This window comes from Solitalea lacus (genome assembly GCF_022014595.1).
Classification (GTDB): domain Bacteria; phylum Bacteroidota; class Bacteroidia; order Sphingobacteriales; family Sphingobacteriaceae; genus Solitalea; species Solitalea lacus.
In genome coordinates this window covers 746,242-766,033 of sequence record NZ_CP091740.1, presented here as the reverse complement: position 1 = coordinate 766,033, position 19,792 = coordinate 746,242, and the positions used below count along the sequence as shown (strand labels likewise).

Here is a 19,792-nt window from a genome sequence, read left to right as displayed (position 1 = left end):
AAATGTTTATTAAGAAACGCTGCGAAGTTAAGCTTATTTTTATCAAGGTAGATTATGTCAGCGTTAGGTTACAAACCGAAGTTCGGTAAATCAACTATTATTGCTTTTGAAACAAGTGTGAATTAAACCAGATTTACAATTATTGGCCCCCAGATAGCCAGTAAAACATTACCAATTGCGTATGTTACCGTAAAACCTAGCACCGGAGTTGTACTTTCGGCTTCTTCAGATATAGCAGATAATGCAGCAGCCACGGTTTGGCTTCCACATAGCCCCCCAAAAAGAATGATTGGATTTAGCTTTAGAAACTTGTGCCCTACGATCAATCCCACTACTTGAGGTACCAAAGCCACTAAAACACCCAATACAATTAGAATAGCACCCGAATTTTGTAAGGCTACAATTGCGTCTCTACCCGCCGACAATCCAACAACCGCTGCAAAAGCACTTAGACCAAATTCCTGCAGCACCCACTGTGCGGCCCCTGGTAAGCTTCCAAATACAGGATATTTAGAACGAAGCCAGCCAAAAAATAAGCCAGAAACCAGCACGCCCCCTCCAACACCCAAGGTAATTGGAACTCCTCCAATGTTAACAGATAACAGTCCTAATAAAATCCCCGCAACAATTCCTGCTGTCAGCATCACCAAATCGCTTTTATCACTTGATTTCTCTACATAACCTACTTTATTTGCAATCCGGTCCACTTGGATTTCATCGCCCATCAATTGCATCACATCCCCTCTACGCAAAACTGTATTTCTAAATAATGGAATATCATTCTCCTGCCTTTTTATACTGATAAGAAAAACACCCCGCAAGTCATGAGTATCTGCCTGATCCACTATTTCTTTAAGGCTTTTATTATGATATTGAGAATTTGTTAACACTACTTTTATCAATTTACCATTGAACTGAAGTGCTCTGGGATCATTAACCTCGGGTCCCAAAATCTGCTCGGCTTTCATTATGGTATTGTAATTACCCATCATTGCCACAACATCTCCCTTCTTGACCGGAGTAGCAAGTTCTGTTTCAATAATTTGATCCTCTCTAACAACTCTAAACACTGCAGTTCGGTCGCCAATCAACTGCTCAATGTCTCCAGCGGTTTTAACACTATCCGGAATAAACACTAACTTATAAGCTCTAGCAATTACGGGCGAGTAAGGGTTTATTGAGCCAGACATTCCTTTTCCATACCCTCCAGCCAGTGACTGCTCCAGATCTTTAGCAGCCTGCTTTAAATTTACTTTTAAAAACTTTGGCGCTATATTCCTTAGAAATATAATGACCGTAATGGTTCCTAGCACATAGGTTATAGCAAATGCAACAGCCATACTGGAACTTAAACTGCGGGTTTCCTCCGCACTCAGATTTAATCGGCTTATTGCATCCGATGCAGTACCCATTGTTGCCGACTCTGTTAATGCTCCGGCTGCCAAGCCAGCAGCCAATCCCTTATTCAGATGAAGCAAGTGTCCAAGCGCTACTACTAAAATCAAACCCGTAACGCATACAACCACTGCCAAAATCATCAGCTTCACTGTTCCTCTATTTAAGCTTCCGAAAAACTCAGGCCCGCTTTTAAATCCAATTGAATAAACAAAAAGCGCAAAGCAAGCAGTTTTAAAAACAGGAGAAAGCGTAACGCCCAGTTGGCCGATAATCAAGGCTATTATTAAGGTGCTTGCTACACTTCCAAGACTAAAACTTCCAATTTTTATTCTTCCAATAGCATGTCCAAGTGCCAAAGAGAAAAACACTGCAAATTCAGGCGCATGATGAATTATGTATTTCAGAAGTTCCATAATGGTCGTAATTTCAAAAGGAAAGGTCGTAGATGAGGTGAAAAGACTGATACGAGGGTTATACTTTTAGACCAATATTAATTTAAGGGAAAAAAATGACATAAAGAATTTCTGCTATATGACTTTAAATAATTGGCACCGAAAATTGCCGAAATTAGTTATTTTGTAAAGTCGTTTCGTAAAAGACTTAGACATGTATTTATATCGATTGAACTTAACATGTATTCTTACAAATCATTTATACTGATAACAATTATTGCATTCGCTTTTAACTTCACTGCTTGTCATAAGACTTCAAACTCCCAATCAGCCCAGTTGCTAAAAAGCAGCAGGATAGAGGGGATGGCGGCTTGTACATCTAATGGTTTGTTCCCGTCTGATAGTGTTTTGTATATGCAAGGAGGAGGAAAAGAGTTCTACGAATCTATAATTAATGCCCAAAAGCCTATAGGCAAAGTACCGGAAGGGATGGTATACATTCCTGGTGGGGAATTTAGCATGGGAGGAGTAAACCCTGTGGGTATGGGTGACGGAGGGAATCAGCCGATGAATGATGCCCGCCCAATTCACCGTGTGTATGTTTCGGGCTTTTTTATGGATGCCACAGAAGTTACCAATGCTCAATTTGAGGCATTTGTTAAAGCCACCGGATACGTTACTATAGCTGAAAAAAAGCCAACAAAAGAAGAGTTTCCTAATGCCCCTGAAGAAAACTTATTTACAGGCTCTGTAGTCTTTACTCCTCCTAATGAAGATATTCCTTTAAATGATTATCTTCAATGGTGGCAATATGTCAAGGGGGCTGATTGGCGACATCCTCTGGGCCCAAACAGTACAATTAAAGGCAAAGAATACTATCCGGTTGTACACATTTCATGGGAGGATGCTCAAGCTTATGCCCAATGGGCCGGAAAACGACTTCCAACGGAAGCGGAATGGGAATTTGCAGCCAGGGGAGGTGAGTATGGCAAACTGTATCCTTGGGGCAATCAATTTAAACCTGATGGCAAATGGATGGCTAATATTTTCCAGGGTAAATTTCCTAAAAATGATACTGGAGCAGACGGTTTTACAGGCATTGCGCCGGTAAAACAATTTCCATCCAACCCTTACGGCCTGTACGATATAGCGGGTAACGTTTGGGAATGGTGTCAAGATTGGTATCAATCTGACTATTATGAAAAACTTGCCAAGCAGACAATCGCAAAGAATCCTCAAGGACCAGAATCATCATATGACCCTGACGAACCAACTCAAAAGAAGAAGGTTCAACGCGGAGGTTCGTTTCTGTGTACTGACCAATACTGTACCCGCTACATGGTTGGCACACGAGGAAAAGGTGAATACCGTTCTGCATCGAACCATATTGGATTCAGATGTGTTAAAGACACTAAATAATTACGCTATATGATACAAGTTAAGGGTTATGCAGCCGCACAGGCTAAGGCGCCTCTTGCGCCATTTAACTTTGAAAGAAGAGAAACCGGCCCATTTGATGTTCAGATCGAAATTTTATACTGTGGTGTTTGTCATTCCGACATCCATCAGGTACGCGATGAATGGGGCGGGGCTATCTTCCCAATGGTTCCGGGTCATGAGATTGTGGGTAAGGTTACTAAAGTAGGTGAAAAGGTAACGAAGTTCAAAGCCGGAGATCTTGCCGGTGTTGGCTGTCTGGTTGACTCTTGCCGTACCTGCAGCAGTTGTGTTCAAGGCTATGAACAATATTGCGAAGTCCACTGGGTTGGAACCTACAACAGTTTAGAAATGGACATGAAAACTCCTACTTATGGTGGCTATTCAAACATGATTGTTGTTGATGAAAGTTTCGTTCTTAAAATTTCAGAAAAGCTGGATTTAAAACGGGTTGCTCCTTTGTTATGTGCAGGAATCACCACCTACTCTCCTTTAAAAGAATGGAAAGTTGGCAAAGGCGATAAAGTTGGTGTTATGGGCTTGGGAGGTTTAGGTCATATGGCCGTTAAGCTGGCAGCTTCTATGGGTGCAGAAGTTACCGTTTTAAGTACTTCGGCATCCAAAGAAAAAGATGCACTGGCATTGGGAGCTCATAAATTTGTGGTCACTAAAAACCCTGATGCCCTGGCCGAAGTAACCAACTATTTTGACATTATTATTGACACAGTTTCAGCTCAACACGATCTGAATGTATATCTAAATCTGCTAAGATTAAACGGAACTATGGTATTGCTAGGTGTCCCGCCAGAAGCCCCCATAATACAAACCTTTAATCTTATTGCAAAACGCAGAAGGCTTGCTGGTTCTCTTATAGGTGGAATTCAGGAGACACAAGAAATGCTGGATTATTGCGCAGAACATAATATCATGTCAGATGTTGAAGTCATTTCCATGAACCAAATCAATGAAGCATATGAACGAATGATAAAAGGAGATGTGCATTATCGATTTGTGATTGATATGGCTACACTCTAATGTATACCGCTTCTGCCGTTCCTTAAAAAGGCAGAAGCGGATTTCCTTCTCTATCCCTTTGAAATCACTTCCCATACCTCTTCAGTTTAAATTACTTAAATCATCAATGATCAATGGTAATATTGCTTAATTCTTGGTCAATTTGCTGAAATAGATTCTTAACGAAATCCTTTTTATTTGTTGTCCAAAGTTTGTTAAGTAAGGCACTTTGTTTAATTCATTAAACAATTTTGATATGCATGATGAATTTTCGTCTGATATTATGCCAAAATGATAATACACGAGAAGATGAGAGTAGCCTTATTTGTTCCTTGCTATATTGATCAATTCTATCCAAATGTAGGAATTGCCACCTTACAACTATTGGAAAAGCTAGGCGTTGATGTTGATTTCCCTCCACAACAAACCTGTTGCGGTCAGCCCATGGCAAATACAGGATTCGAAAAAGACTCAATTCCTGTTTACCATCATTTTGTAAAAACATTTTCAGGATACGATTATGTTGTAACTCCATCTGGCAGCTGTGCCTATCATGTAAAAAAACATTATAACATTATCGAGCAAACAACTGAAGTTAATGAAGTGCGCAGCAACACCATTGAGCTCGTTTCGTTTATTACTGATGTGTTGAATGTCAAAGAAATTCCCGTTACGTTTCCCTATAAAGTTGGTATGCACTTAAGTTGCCATGGCCAACGTGGACTGATGAATGCAACTGCATCAGAAATTACACCTGAAAAAGATGGAAACGCCTGGAGACTATTAAAAACGATTGAAGGCATTCAACTCACCACCTTAAATAGAAATGATGAATGTTGTGGATTTGGTGGTTCATTTTGTGTAAGTGAAGAAGCTGTTTCGGCCCGAATGGGTCTTGACAGGGTAAACGATCATTTGACAAATGGAACGCAGATTTTAACCGGTGCTGACATGAGCTGTCTTATGCACCTGGAAGGCATTGTCAGAAGAGAGAAACTACCAATGAAAGTGATGCACATTGCTGAAATTTTAAATGGAAATCGACCATGAATCACTCAAAACAGGCAGCTATATTCAATAAAGACATTGACCGTACCTCGTGGCATGATGAAACACTATGGTTTGTAAGGCAAAAAAGAGACAAGTCCGTATACAATATTCCTGATTTTCAGCTACTAAGAGAGCTTGCTTCCCAAATAAAAGAACATACTTTAAGTAAGCTGAATGATTACCTAACAGCGTTTGAGCAGAATGCCAATAGGAATGGCGTAAAGGTACATTGGGCTGCCGATGCAAAAGCGCATAATGACATTGTCTTAGGTATATTGCAACAACACAAAGCTCAAAAAATTGTCAAAAGCAAATCGATGCTTACTGAAGAATGTCATCTTAATCCATTTTTGGAGAAAAATGGCATTGAAGTAGTCGATACAGATTTAGGGGAACGCATCATTCAACTGCGTGGTGAATCACCTAGCCATATTGTTCTACCTGCAATTCACCTAAAAAAAGAGGATGTTGGCAAAACCTTTCATCAGCATTTGCATACACCAAAAGGAGAAAAAGATCCACAACGGCTGACTCAAGCGGCACGCCAGCATTTACGTGAAAAATTCCTGAAAGCGGATGCGGCACTCACTGGAGTTAATTTTGCAATTGCCGAAACCGGAAGTGTGGTTGTGTGTACCAATGAAGGAAATGCCGACTTAGGGGTTAACCTGGCTAAGGTGCATATTGCTTGTATGGGTATTGAAAAAATCATTCCACGCTTTAAAGACCTGTCGGTATTTACTCGTCTATTGGCAAGGAGTGCTACCGGACAACCAGTTACTACATATACATCGCACTTTACCAAACCTCGCTCGGGTGCTGAAATGCATATAATAATTGTTGATAATGGGCGTACTCAGCAATTGGGAAGAAAGGATTTTTATAATTCACTCAAGTGCATTCGTTGTGGTGCTTGTATGAATACGTGTCCAGTCTATCGTCGTAGTGGCGGACATAGTTATGATTTTACAGTTCCTGGGCCAATAGGTTCCATTCTCGCTCCCAACCTTGATTTAAAGAAATACAGTTCATTACCCTTTGCATCAACTTTATGCGGAAGCTGCACAAATGTATGTCCTGTAAAAATTAATATTCATGAGCAGTTATACAAATGGCGACAAGAGATCGGAGAAGCAAACTCTTTACCTGTTATGAAAAAATGGACCATGAAAGGAATGGCAAAGGTGCTTGCTTCAGCCAGGTTATTTTCTTTCATTGGAGCTATGGGACGACAAGTACTTAAATGGACCCCTCATTTTATCACCCATAACAAAATGATCAATCCTTGGGCAAAAGCCAGGGAGTTACCAAAAACACCACAAGAAAGTTTCCGTGAATGGTACAGTAAAAACAGGCAAAAAAATTAAACCATGAGTGCAAGAGATAAGATCAAGAACGCGATTATACAAAACAAGCCTTCAGCAGTTGAACTTCCTAAGATTCCCTTATTTTTAGAGGAAGAACAGAATGCAATAGAAACCTTTAGCAGGATGGTAGAACTGGTTGGAGGTTCAGTAATTGAATTGAGCACCCTGTCAGAAATCAATGAATTTGTACAAAGCCGGTTTTCTGATACTCACAAAATAGCGTCATCAATAGTTTATTCAACTATTGATGTAAACGAAGACTGTCCTCATTACCTTTTGGAGAAAATAGATCTTGCGATTTTGGAAGGAGTAATTGGTGTAGCCGAGAATGGAGCAGTATGGCTACCGGAGAAAAACATGCTTCACAGGGCACTTCCATTTATAACACAACATCTCCTATTGGTACTAAAGAAAGAAAATATCGTTGCTAATATGCACTATGCATATGAAAAAGTGGCAGAGATTAACTATGGTGTTTTCATTTCAGGTCCGTCAAAAACTGCAGACATCGAGCAATCGTTAGTAATTGGAGCTCATGGCGCCAGAAGCTTGACGGTAATACTGACTAATTAAGTCAAACAAGGAAACCAAACGGGAATCATCACACCTAGGAAGCCGGTTCCATAACCTTCCGTAATGCAGCAGGAAGTTGTACCAAGTCAAAATCATTTTCATAGATGAGATATTTATTAAGCCATTGCGACGCATATTTCTCTTTAAATTCTCGCAGACCTTGGTAGTGTTTGAATCTGCTGATTTTTTCATAGGCGTATTTTACCAACCGCTCTGCTGTGCTTTCCGGCTGGTCAATACCCGACATGGGCACCAGGCCAAGGTTCAGGTAATGGGAACCACTTTCTTTCGCGTATTCGGTTAATTTTATGATCAATGCATCCATACATCCTCCGGGCGCATCCGCCGTTTTACGAATTAAATCGTATGTGCATTCATCAGGAGTGTAATCCGGGATGATGGTCAAAAAAGCTACTGTTTTGTTTGCTTCATCGTGAACCGCAATCACCTCCTGTTGGCTAATTAAGGATGGATTGAACATACCTTGGGAAAAAGTAATTTCAATTTTATCATAGGCCTTGAGCCATTCATCAGATACTGCTTTTAATTCATTAATGAATTGCCTCGTATGTGGTGCTTTGTGGACCCGGGTCTGATATCCTTTTTTTTGCAAACTATTCAATGAGTTGCGCAGCGCTTTGTTTTGTTTTCCTTCCAAGCTAAAACTGTTAATATCCATCACCGCCTCCTGTCCAATAAGCAGTTTCTTTTTTTTCAACGTAGAGAAATGGTATAAACTCTCCTCATCAATCCTGTAAAAAGCAGGCTTTAATCCTTCTTTAATACAGAACTGGTCAAACTCAATCAGAAACTTAAGCTTATGTTCTTCTAAACAAACAGGCTCTTCCAATACAATTGCAAAACCGTTGGCAACTCTATAAGCAATAAAGCCTTCATTTTCATTGGAGAAAAACAACAATTTGTCAGCATCAGCTTTAAAATAATCTACAGGAGATGAACCATATTGATTTATCCAAAAAAAGGCTTTTTCATAGTCTTGGGATTTAAAAAATGTCGCAGAAAGATAGGGCCGAAATACAGTATAGAGAAAAAAAGCCCAGGCTCCAATTCCTAAAACTCTGATCGACATTATAAACTCTGTTCCAAAATGAGTGATGGGTTGCAAGTCATTTTGTATCAACAAAAAATTAGTAAATGCATAGCGAATCGATTGCCAAAGGCTGAAATCGAGACCAAAATGTTTTTCATCCAACCAATAAAACCCAATCGAACCAAAAATTAGAACTGTAATTAATGTGGCGATACCAGTTACGGTGCCGATGTTTATAAAGCGAGGATCACTCCTTAAACGATATTGTTTACGGGACGAATACAATACAATGATTACAAATAAGGATAAAGTAGCCTCCTCATAGTCAAGTGCCTTTGTAAGATGCCCTATCAAAGAAAGAGCAGAAACAGCAATTGCCAGCCACCAGGCTCCTTTTAATCCTCTAATAAGAAAGGCTGCCGTAACGATAAGAACTAAGCCCAGTAAGATTACCAGCCAATTTGATGCATGAATAGATTCCAATGGAATGTACTCTTTCAGCAAATGTAACCGGGAGGCAATTGGAGGGGTAAGTACTGAAAATATATTTACCGTTCCCAAGAGGAAGATTAATAAAGGAGGAGCTAGCCTCAAAAAGAGATTCTTCCCTTTCCATGCCCAGGCAATGATACCCGCTACTAAAGGCAGCCAAAACTCAAGTAAACGATAGAGCAAGGCTATTTCGACAGCTTGTAATGTATTATAACCGTATAATTTTAGTATGTAAGAAATGGATAATTCAACAGCACCTAACCCTTTCAATAAAGGGGAAAAAATTAGAAATAGTGTTGAAACAATATAGGCGGTAAATGCGGCTTCCCATGAGGCATCGGTCCCACTTGCCAACATGGCAATATATAAATGAACAATGCCACAAAATTCTACCAAAACTGAAAACAAAGTAGCAACGATTAGCTTAGATGCGGAAAGTTCGATGATTAGAATTTCTTCTAAAAACGTTTCCGCCTTTGGAAAAACTTTCATCAGGAAATTCTGTATTTTCCCTCTTCGCCTAAATGTTAAAAATAGTAGAATTAGCAAAAGGCTTAAGGCAGCCGTTCCAACAAAAATGTTTGTTTCACTTACAACAGCTTGATGGGTTAGTAAGGCATAAAAGATAACCGGAAGACCCACCAAAATAACGGTAAAGATTCCAATAAAGCCTTGCAATCCGCCGGCAAGGTATATTTTATGCCGCTCAATACGCTCTTTCCGGAGCATTGCAGGAAGGTAGGCAAAAGTAGTAACACCTCCTCCGGGAAGAAAAATACTAATGAAATTTTGCTTTAAGAAAAGGAGAATGCTAGCAGGCCATGGCAAATCTGCTTTCACCGCCTTAAAACAGTATAAAAGCAAACCCGATTGAAGAAAGATGTATACCGCGGTAAGGATTACCCCAACAGAGATCCAATATTGATCGGCTTTTTTTATAAACAGGGATAGAGAACGTAGCTCGTGCCGCTCTTGGCGAAAGAAATAAACACCTAATAAAATGAATAAGATAGCAACAAGCTCTTTCCAGTGTATTCTTCTTAAAAAGGCCAAAAATTGGTTGTGAAACTTTTGCAAAGGCATTTGTTCTCAAGCATGTCTTAAACACAAATTAGGTTTAATTGCCCTTTTATACAAAAAGAAAAGGAATAAGAATCAACGCTTATTCCTTTTCCTTCCTTAAATTTTTTTAGGAATACTAACTTTCCAGTTCCTTCAATGCCATATAAGCCATTAACCCCGTACTCGTTTCTAATGCAGTTTCATCAATATCAAAGGTAGGAGTATGCACCGATGAAGTGATTCCTCTTGCTTCGTTTCGGGTTCCTAAACGGTAAAAACATGCATTAGTAACTTGAGAGTAATAGGCAAAGTCCTCTGCTGCCATCCATATATCAAGATCCAGAACATTTTCTTTACCTAAATATTCTTCCGCCGCTGCTCTTGCTCTTTGAGTCAACTTCTCTTCATTTACCAAGAAAGGATAACCATGGGCAATAGTAAACTCACAGCTACCGCCCATACTTTCGGCAATACCTTCAGCCATTTTCTTCATTCGCTTGTGGGCTTCCTTCCGCCAGCTCTCATCAAGTGTACGGAATGTTCCTTCCATATTCACTTCATTAGGAATCACATTGGTCGCGCCATTAGCAATGACCTTACCTATAGACAATACTGAAGGAAGCCGAGGATCGGCAATTCGACTTATTACCTGCTGAAGAGCAACAATAATATGAGCCGAAATCAGCACGGGATCAACATTCATATGCGGTTGCGCTCCGTGCCCGCCTTTGCCTTTTACCGTAATGTATAACTCATCCGTTGAGGCCATGTATTGCCCTGAACGAAAACCTACTTTTCCGGCATCGATCAATGGCATAACATGTTGGCCAATGATGCCTTGAGGTGCCGGGTTTTCAAGCACTCCTTCTTTAATCATAATACTTGCTCCCCCGGGCAGCAACTCTTCTCCCGGTTGAAAAATCAGTTTCACAGTTCCACCAAACTCTGTCTTTAACTGAGAAAGGATTTTGGCAGTACCTAACAAAGAAGCACTGTGTACATCGTGTCCGCAAGCATGCATAACTCCTTCATTCTTCGACTTGTATTCCACCTCATTGGTCTCTACAATGGGTAAAGCATCCATATCAGCACGTAATGCCAATACTTTATCAGAAGGCTTTTCGCCCTTAATTAACCCCACAAGGCCAGTTCCTGCTTTTTTCTCAAATGGGATACCCCATTCAGTCAATTTGGAAGCAATAAATTCACTGGTTTTGAATTCTTTAAATGAAAGCTCAGGGTTCGCATGTATATGACGACGATTGGCAATGGTTTCCTGATGAATATCCTTTGCCAAGGTCTGTATTTTTTCCTTCAACATATTTGGGGAAGAAAGTTGGTTATTATTTATTTATTTCAAAAGTAAAGCCTAAAGGCTATTAAGATCAATGAAGCTTATTGGGGTAATTCAGTCTCGCCCTCCTGATAAACCTTTTGAGGGTTTAGTTTATCAGATACAATAAATGCAACATCAAATTCCTTATCAAGGAGTTTCTTTACCTTTTCAGCATCTGCACGGGTAGCAAAATCCCCTACACGAAGCTTGTAGTTAGGCATTTGATAACTTAAATAGCTTCCTAATTCAGGAAACTTAAGTGCAAACTTAATTTGCAAACTATACGCTTCATTACGGTTAGGACCTGAATAAATTTGTAATCTATAACCGAATGCTGGTGGCTTGCGATTAATTTCAATTCGTTTTGACAACAATTCATTTATACCTGGCTGCGCAACAACATCAACATTCGACATTAGGATAGTATCCCGTGAGTTTGAAGTATTTTCAAATCCTGAGTTATCATCTATCTGAACTTTTTTTGGAGTTTCAACTGGCGACCGCTCCGGTTTGGTCTGGGGTATTAATGTTGATTTGTCTTTTGTTGTTGCAGGCTTACCGGCTGGTGCATTTTGCTTTGCCGGTGTTGAGGTGGCTGGCTTTGTGGTGGCAGGCTTCGTAGTTGACTTAGTTGGTTTTTGCTGAGCATAAACTATTGTACTCATTAACAGAAACATTGCAACAATTGATATTATGTGTTTTCCGCTTAACATTTACTGAAGATAGGATTTAGAATTACAACGTATACTTGATTAAAGCATTATTTTCATGGAAAGATTTCAGTTTAATCAACAAACGCAGTCTGATTTAATTAATTCACATACAATTTAACAAAGTTCAGTCTTAATACCTCAAAAACAAAGTACGATTTTAGCTTTACTGGATAAATCTAAAATCGTACTTCTATCATAATTAAAATCAACTTTTAAGCCAGACCTGCTCCGTGACAGTTTTTATACTTTTTGCCACTTCCGCAAGGACAAGGATCATTACGTCCGATTTTAGGTTCAACACGTACAGGGTGTTGTTTAACTGAAATTTCACCCGCTAAATCTTCTGGCAAATGTCCACCGTTGTCATGGAACTCAGGGTGACTTGCCTGTAAGTTGCTTAAGTCAGTACGTTGAACAGGAGCTGCTTCCTGAACTTCTTCTGGTTCTCCCATCGGAATAGTTCCTTTAAACAAGAAATCAAGCGCCTCTTTGTTAATATTTGAAATACGTTGTTTAAATAAATTGAACGATTCAAATTTATACACTAACAATGGATCTTTTTGTTCATAAACAGCGTTTTGAACAGACTGTTTCAGCTCATCCATTTCACGCAAGTGCTCTCTCCAAGCATCATCAATTGTATAAAGCAATACAGAACGCTCAAACGCTCTAACTACCTCGATACCATTTGTTTCGTAAGCTTTCTTCAAGCTAACCGGAATCTGAACGCCACGAACACCATCAGAGAACGGAACAACAATGTTTTCAATTACATCTCCTCTGGTCTCAAATACATCTTTAATTACCGGATATGCATTTTGAGCAATAAATTCTGATTTACGGCGATAGTGATCAGCAATCTGTTGATAAACTGACAAAACCACATTGTCGGTGTTTTCATCCAAGAATTCTTTATCAGCCATCTCGGTGTGATAAGCGAACACACGAAGCAAATCTAGCTTAAAGCCTTCAAAATTTTTATCCTCGCGATATTGTTGAACAAGTTCTTCAACTGTATCGAAGATCATGTTGTCAATATCAACCTCTAAACGCTCGCCAAATAATGCATTATGGCGTTTGCTATAGATAACGGTACGTTGAGAATTCATCACGTCGTCGTACTCCAACAAACGTTTACGTGTACCGAAATGGTTTTCTTCTACTTTTTTCTGAGCACGCTCAATAGACTTGGTAATCATTGAGTGCTGAATTACTTCACCTTCTTCTAAGCCCATTTTGTCCATCAGTGCTGCAATACGCTCTGATCCGAACAAGCGCATTAACTCATCCTGCAATGAAACGAAGAATTGGGAAGAACCAGGGTCACCTTGACGACCAGAACGACCACGTAACTGACGGTCAACGCGGCGCGACTCATGACGCTCCGTACCGATGATGGCTAAACCTCCGGCTTCTTTAACACCTGGACCTAACTTAATGTCGGTACCACGACCAGCCATGTTGGTAGCAATAGTTACTGTACCTGCCTGTCCTGCCTCAGCCACAATTTCCGCCTCACGTTGGTGTAATTTGGCATTCAGTACGTTGTGCTTGATACCACGTAACTTAAGCATACGGCTTAATAACTCTGAAATCTCAACAGAAGTAGTACCCACAAGCACCGGACGGCCTATTTGAGTTAACTTTACAATTTCATCTACTACAGCGTTATATTTTTCGCGAGCAGTTTTATAAACAAGGTCTTCTTGGTCTTTGCGTTGAATTCCTTTATTGGTAGGAACTTCAACAACATCAAGTTTATAGATTTGCCAGAACTCACCAGCTTCTGTCGTTGCAGTACCGGTCATACCACACAGTTTATGGTACATACGGAAATAATTCTGCAACGTAATGGTAGCAAATGTTTGAGTGGCATCTTCAACCTTAACATTTTCTTTAGCTTCAATAGCTTGGTGCAAACCGTCTGAATAACGACGACCTTCCATAATACGGCCAGTTTGCTCGTCAACTATTTTTACTTTGCCTTCATCAATAATGTATTCTACATCTTTCTCGAACAAAGTATAAGCCTTTAATAATTGGTTGATTGAGTGAATACGCTCCGATTTAATAGAGAAGTCACGCATCAACTCATCTTTTTTGGCTACTTTTTCATCGTCACTTAACGAAGATTTTTCGATTTCAGCAATCTCAGAACCTACATCAGGCATAATAAAGAAATGAGGATCCTCGCCATTGGCGGTAATCATTTCAATACCTTTTTCAGTAAGTTCAATTGAATTATGCTTTTCGTCGATAACGAAATATAGTTCAGCATCAGCTTTAGGCATTTCCTTTTGCTGATCCTGCAAGTAATAGTTTTCTGTTTTTTGTAAAACCTGGCGAATACCTTGCTCACTTAAAAACTTGATCAGGGCTTTATTTTTAGGCAAGCCACGGAAGGCACGTAACAAAGCCAAACCGCCTTGGTCAGCTTTATTTTCAGCCAGCATTTTTTTAGCATCAGTTAAAAAGCCGTTTACCGCGTTTTTTTGAGCATTTACCAAACGCTCAATACGTGGCTTAAGATCATAAAACTCATGCTGATCCCCACGAGGAATAGGACCTGAAATAATCAATGGAGTACGGGCATCGTCTACCAAAACTGAGTCAACCTCATCCACCATTGCAAAGTGAAGTTTGCGTTGAACCAATTCATCAGGATTACGTGCCATGTTATCGCGCAGATAATCAAAGCCGAATTCGTTGTTGGTACCAAAAGTAATATCAGATAAATATGCTTTACGACGTTCCTCTGAGTTAGGCTGATGTTTATCAATACAATCAACCGTTAAACCATGAAACTCATATAAAGGCCCCATCCATTCACTGTCACGACGAGCCAGATAATCGTTTACTGTTACAATATGCACTCCTTGGCCGGCAAGTGCATTTAAATAAGCAGGCAAAGTAGCAACAAGGGTTTTACCTTCACCGGTTGCCATTTCAGAAATTTTACCCTGGTGCAATACAGTACCTCCAAACAACTGAACGTCATAATGTACCATGTTCCATGTAACTTCGTTACCTGCTGCAATCCAAGTATTTTTGTGAATAGCTTTGTCGCCGTTAATAATTACATTGCTTTTACGAGCAGCTAATTCTCTATCAGCCTGAGTAGCCGTTACTTCAACTTCACTATTCTCGGTAAAACGACGCGCAGTTTCTTTAACAACGGCAAATGCTTCTGGCAGAACTTCCATCAACACTATTTCCAATTGCTGATCGCGTTCTTTCTTTAATTTATCAACTCTGTCATAGATGGCAACTTTTTCATTAACACCCAAACTCAAGTCTTCAGCTTCTTTCTGAAGATTGTCGATTTGTGCATCAATTTCACTTAAAAAGTCTGCAATTCTTTTTTTAAACTCAATGGTTTTCGCCCTGAGTTCATCATGACTTAGGCTTGAAAGCTTTGAGTATTCTGCCTTAATCTGCTCAACTATTGGGAGCAAAGCTTTAATATCTCTTTCCGACTTGCTGCCGAATAGTTTCGTTAAAAAACTTAACATTCTTCTTAAAATTTAACTGCGATAAAAAATCAAGTATCGAGCCAATTGAATTTTACCGACAATTTGACACTATACAAAGGGGTAAAGTTAATGTTTTTTACTTATTAGCGTTTATAAGGTTTTAAAGTTTTACACTTTACAAACGACACCAAATTTGTCAGCCGACTTCATTGCGCTGCAGGATATTAATAGTGCGCTGAGTAGATTTAGGAATAGCACCAACCTTAAGATTATGAACTAATTACTAACATGAACCATATGTATTTCGGTTAGAGAAAATTGAAAATGGCTCATCTTAAATTTTGCTTTTATTGAAATGACCGAAAGCGATGGAGGTTCTTAACACTTTAACTAAAGAGGCCAAAGCTCTGACAATCCAGTTATTTTTGCCGGTTATTTAAGTATCAGTCATGACGATATCGCATTTGATGTCATTAGGAATAAATGGCAGGATACAGGCAACTCGGCATATACCTACGACTTTGATGGCCAACAAAAACGAATTGATTATTTTATTTTGTTACCAAGAAACATGTTTGGAATATTGAGACATACAAGGTATAACCCTACCGGTTATCAGATCATTATCCTCTAGAAACCAAAATTGATTTGTTTTAAAGTTGAATGATTAGCACTTGAAGGTTAATTTTGTTCGTTTATAAATATTAAACAAAACTAATGGAAGAACATTTGTTGATTCAAATTAGCACTAAAATAAGAGATTACCGTAAAGAAAGAGGCATGACCTTGCAAGAACTGGCTGATAAAGCCAATGTAAGCAAAGGCCTTATTTCACAGATTGAAAACAATCGAACAATACCTTCATTAATGGTACTGCTTGATATTGTATCAGCCTTAGAAGTTGATTTGAACCAGTTTTTTAAAGGTATTGGGCAAAACAATAATACTTCATTAATTTTAGTTAAACGCAAAAACGAATATGAAGCATTTGAAAAGGAGTTAGCTAAAGGCTTTTTCTATAAACGCATTTTCACCAAGTCTTTAAAGAACACCACTGTTGACATCGTTTTATTAGAATTAAGCAAAGATGCTCAGCGTCAGATGGTTGAAACAGAAGCGTTTGAGTACAAATATATTTTAAAGGGGAAAGTTGAATATGTTTTCCCGGACCAGGTGATTGAACTGAACGAAGGAGATTCAATGCTCTTTAATGGCCGGATCAGCCATAACCCGCGTACTATAAGTGATGAAAGTGCCTTAATGCTAATTGTTTATTTTTTCGAAAACAATTAAAGCATATCAACAAGAATATAAAAATGAGGCTGTCTCCTACATTTGACAAAGCAAACATAGGAGACAGCCTTTTATTACGTATCCAAACTCTGCAACAAATACCTTAGTGTGCTTCAAGCCAGTTTTGACCTATTCCACTTTCAACTAAAATAGGCACCTGCATTTTAATTGCTGATTTCATTAAATCTTCAATTACCGGACGTACTTTTTCAATCTCTGTTTTAGGAACATCAAACACCAACTCGTCATGCACCTGCAGAATCATTCGGGTATCCACTTTCATTGATTTTAGTTCCTTATGAATATTGATCATGGCAACTTTAATCATATCAGCAGCCGAACCTTGAATTGGAGCATTAATAGCATTTCGTTCAGCAAAACCACGGACCATGGCGTTAGCAGAGTTTATATCCCGCAGGTATCGACGTCTTCCTAGAATAGTTTCTACATAGCCGTTTTCACGTGCAAATTGCCCCATATCGCTCATGTACTTTTTAATACCAGGGTATTGATTGAAGTATTGTTCAATGATTTCAGAAGCCTCCTTGCGCGGAATGCCCAAACTTTGTGACAAACCAAAAGCCGATTGTCCGTAGATAATACCAAAGTTAACAGCCTTAGCATTACGACGTTGATCTGAATTAACTTCATCCAGTGTCACGCCATAAACTTTCGCAGCCGTTGCCCGGTGAATATCATAACCTTGAATGAAAGCATCCATCATTCCTTCATCCTTACTGATCTCAGCAATAATACGAAGCTCTATTTGAGAATAATCGGCAGAAAGAAGCACATAATCATCATTTTTGGCAATAAACGCCCTACGAACTTCACGCCCTTTTTCTGTACGAATAGGGATATTCTGCAAATTAGGATTATTGGAACTCAACCTACCTGTGGCAGCAACAGCCTGATTAAATGAAGTATGAACGCGCCCGGTTTTAGGGTTGATCATCAACGGCAATGCATCAACATAGGTTGATTTCAGTTTTTGTAGTTGACGAAAATCCAGGACATCCTGCACCATTTCATGTTTTGAGGCAAGTGCAGTTAACACATCTTCTCCGGTTTGATACTGTCCTGTTTTGGTTTTTTTTGCTTTCGGATCAAGTTGAAGCTTTTCAAACAATACTTCTCCCAACTGTTTAGGCGAAGCAATATTAAATCGCAACCCAGCCTTTTCATAGATTTGTTTTTCGAGGCGAGAGATATCGCTTTCTAATTCTTTGGAGTAGTCTGCCAAGCCTTGCTTATCAAGCCTGATTCCCTCTTTCTCCATATCAGCCAAAACATAGACCAAAGGATTTTCCACCTCAAGTGCCAATTTACCGGCATTAAGCGAAGGCAGTAAAGGCTCAAAAACTTCTTTTAATTGAAAAGTAATATCGGCATCTTCAGCAGCATACTCTCCGGCCTTTTCCACCGAAACATTTCGCATATTATCCTGACCCTTTCCTTTTTTCCCTATCAATTCAGTAATAGAAATAGGAGAATAATTAAGGTATGATTCGGACAGAAAATCCATGTTATGTCTGGTATCGGCATCAATTAGATAATGAGCCAGCATGGTATCAAACAAAGGCCCCTGCACTTCAACACCATACCATTTCATAATGAGGATATCGTATTTAATATTCTGACCAATCTTTTCAATTTCAGGATTTTCCAATACCGGCTTGAATTCATTTACAATAACCTGAGCCTCCTGTTGATTTTCAGGAATAGGGACATAGAATCCTTCTCCTTGTTTCCAGGAAAACGAAAGGCCTACTAATTCAGAGTTATTAGCATCTGTTCCTGTTGTTTCAGTATCAAAAGCAAACGTTTTTTGAACTGAAAGACTAGCTAGAAGAACTCGTCTTTTCTCAGGAGTATCTGCAATTTCATATTTATGAGGAGTATTGGCAATAGTTTTGAAACCTGATAAGGCAGATTCCTTTTGCTCAACTTCAACTTCTTGACGCTGAATAGTTACAGGAGCTGCTCCGACAGGATTTCCAAATAAGTCTGTTTGCAAATTTGGATTTTGAAGCGCCTGGCCACCAGCAACAACAAACTGCTCTCCAAATACTCGACGACCTATTGTGCGGAATTCAAGCTCGGCAAACAATGGCTCAAGCAGTTCTTTGCTCGGCTGTTCCACTCTAAGGACTTCCTCATTAAAGTCAATAGGAACATCCAATAAAATAGTTGCCAATTTCTTCGATAATAAACCTTGTTCTTTAAAGTTTTCGACATTTTCTTTCTGCTTGCCTTTCAGCTCATGTGAATTGGCAAAAATATTTTCCATTGATCCATATTTTTGGATCAATTGCTTAGCTGTTTTTTCACCAATACCAGGAATTCCCGGAATATTGTCAACAGCATCACCCCATAACCCTAAAATATCTATTACCTGATCAACACGCTCTACTTCCCATTTAGCTAAAACCTCTTTTACACCCATCACCTCCATATCATTACCCATACGGGCAGGCTTATAAATGAAGATTTTATCAGAGACCAATTGAGCAAAGTCTTTATCAGGAGTCATCATATAGGTAACGAAACCTTCTTTTTCAGCTTTTTTGGCAAGCGTACCAATGATATCATCAGCCTCATAACCATCAAGCGTTAAAACCGGAATATGAAACCCCTCTATTATTCGCTTTACATAAGGCAGGGCTGCCGACAAATCCTCAGGCATTGCCTCTCGGTGTGCTTTATAATGTTCAAAATCAGTATGACGATCGGTAGGAGCCTCGGTATCGAACACCACCGCAATATGTGTGGGTTGTTCCTTCCGAAGTACTTCTAACAATGTATTAGTGAACCCCATCATTGCTGAAGTATTAAGCCCTGAAGAAGTAAAACGCGGATTTTTACTCAAAGCAAAATGGGCGCGATAAATCAACGCCATACCGTCCAGTAGAAATAATTTTTTTGTCAAAATGATATAAGGTTATGAAGAACAAATGTAAAAGATAAAAAGAATTGTCGAGTGCTTTCCTTTGGTCAATTTAAACGTTAAAACATCAATTTACGTTAGCTTAATCTTTGTATACAACAATTCACTAACGTTTAACATTGCCTTGGTTTAGTATTAATAAACATAATTTACAATTGCATCGCTTAAAAATATTACCTAAAAATCATTAACGC

12 protein-coding genes are annotated in these 19,792 nt (G+C 39.2%); 6 read left to right on the top strand and 6 right to left on the bottom strand.

Annotated features, from left to right (window positions below):
• Positions 1-122: 122 nt before the first annotated feature.
• Entirely contained in the window at positions 123-1,811 is a 1,689-nt protein-coding gene (aspT, locus tag L2B55_RS03230) for an aspartate-alanine antiporter (RefSeq protein ID WP_237848856.1), read from the bottom strand.
• 219 nt (positions 1,812-2,030) lie between these two features.
• On the opposite strand from aspT, the gene L2B55_RS03225 reads away from it, so the two are divergent.
• From L2B55_RS03225 to L2B55_RS03205, 5 genes are all read left to right on the top strand, one after another.
• Positions 2,031-3,209: a formylglycine-generating enzyme family protein gene (locus L2B55_RS03225; protein ID WP_237848855.1), complete on the top strand. Its 1,179-nt coding sequence runs from the start codon at positions 2,031-2,033 to the stop codon at positions 3,207-3,209.
• Between the two features lie 9 nt (positions 3,210-3,218).
• Complete coding sequence (locus tag L2B55_RS03220; RefSeq protein WP_237848854.1) at positions 3,219-4,262, top strand: NAD(P)-dependent alcohol dehydrogenase; 1,044 nt, start codon at positions 3,219-3,221, stop codon at positions 4,260-4,262.
• Positions 4,263-4,550: 288 nt separating this feature from the next.
• On the top strand, positions 4,551-5,291 hold the full coding sequence (locus tag L2B55_RS03215) for a (Fe-S)-binding protein (protein ID WP_237848853.1): 741 nt from the start codon (positions 4,551-4,553) through the stop codon (positions 5,289-5,291).
• Complete coding sequence (locus L2B55_RS03210; RefSeq protein WP_237848852.1) at positions 5,288-6,658, top strand: lactate utilization protein B; 1,371 nt, start codon at positions 5,288-5,290, stop codon at positions 6,656-6,658. The genes L2B55_RS03215 and L2B55_RS03210 overlap by 4 nt, the downstream gene beginning before the upstream one ends.
• Positions 6,659-6,661: 3 nt before the next feature.
• Entirely contained in the window at positions 6,662-7,231 is a 570-nt protein-coding gene (locus L2B55_RS03205) for a LutC/YkgG family protein (RefSeq protein ID WP_237848851.1), read from the top strand.
• A gap of 34 nt (positions 7,232-7,265) precedes the next feature.
• Here the strand turns inward: L2B55_RS03205 and L2B55_RS03200 are convergent, their stop codons facing one another.
• The 4 genes from L2B55_RS03200 to secA form a co-directional block, all read right to left on the bottom strand.
• Entirely contained in the window at positions 7,266-9,857 is a 2,592-nt protein-coding gene (locus tag L2B55_RS03200; protein ID WP_237848850.1) for a phosphatidylglycerol lysyltransferase domain-containing protein, read from the bottom strand.
• Between the two features lie 115 nt (positions 9,858-9,972).
• On the bottom strand, positions 9,973-11,157 hold the full coding sequence (locus L2B55_RS03195; RefSeq protein WP_237848849.1) for a M20 metallopeptidase family protein: 1,185 nt from the start codon (positions 11,155-11,157) through the stop codon (positions 9,973-9,975).
• A gap of 74 nt (positions 11,158-11,231) precedes the next feature.
• Entirely contained in the window at positions 11,232-11,837 is a 606-nt protein-coding gene (locus L2B55_RS03190) for an SPOR domain-containing protein (RefSeq protein WP_237848848.1), read from the bottom strand.
• Positions 11,838-12,097: 260 nt separating this feature from the next.
• Complete coding sequence (gene secA / locus L2B55_RS03185; RefSeq protein ID WP_237848847.1) at positions 12,098-15,397, bottom strand: preprotein translocase subunit SecA; 3,300 nt, start codon at positions 15,395-15,397, stop codon at positions 12,098-12,100.
• A 678-nt stretch (positions 15,398-16,075) separates the two neighbouring features.
• Here secA and L2B55_RS03180 point away from each other — a divergent pair.
• A complete protein-coding gene (locus tag L2B55_RS03180) occupies positions 16,076-16,651 on the top strand; it encodes a helix-turn-helix domain-containing protein (RefSeq protein ID WP_237848846.1) in 576 nt (191 codons plus the stop codon).
• Between the two features lie 103 nt (positions 16,652-16,754).
• Here the strand turns inward: L2B55_RS03180 and polA are convergent, their stop codons facing one another.
• Positions 16,755-19,550 (bottom strand): DNA polymerase I, encoded by a 2,796-nt coding sequence (gene polA, locus L2B55_RS03175; protein WP_237850320.1) that lies wholly within the window; start codon positions 19,548-19,550, stop codon positions 16,755-16,757.
• Positions 19,551-19,792: the final 242 nt, after the last annotated feature.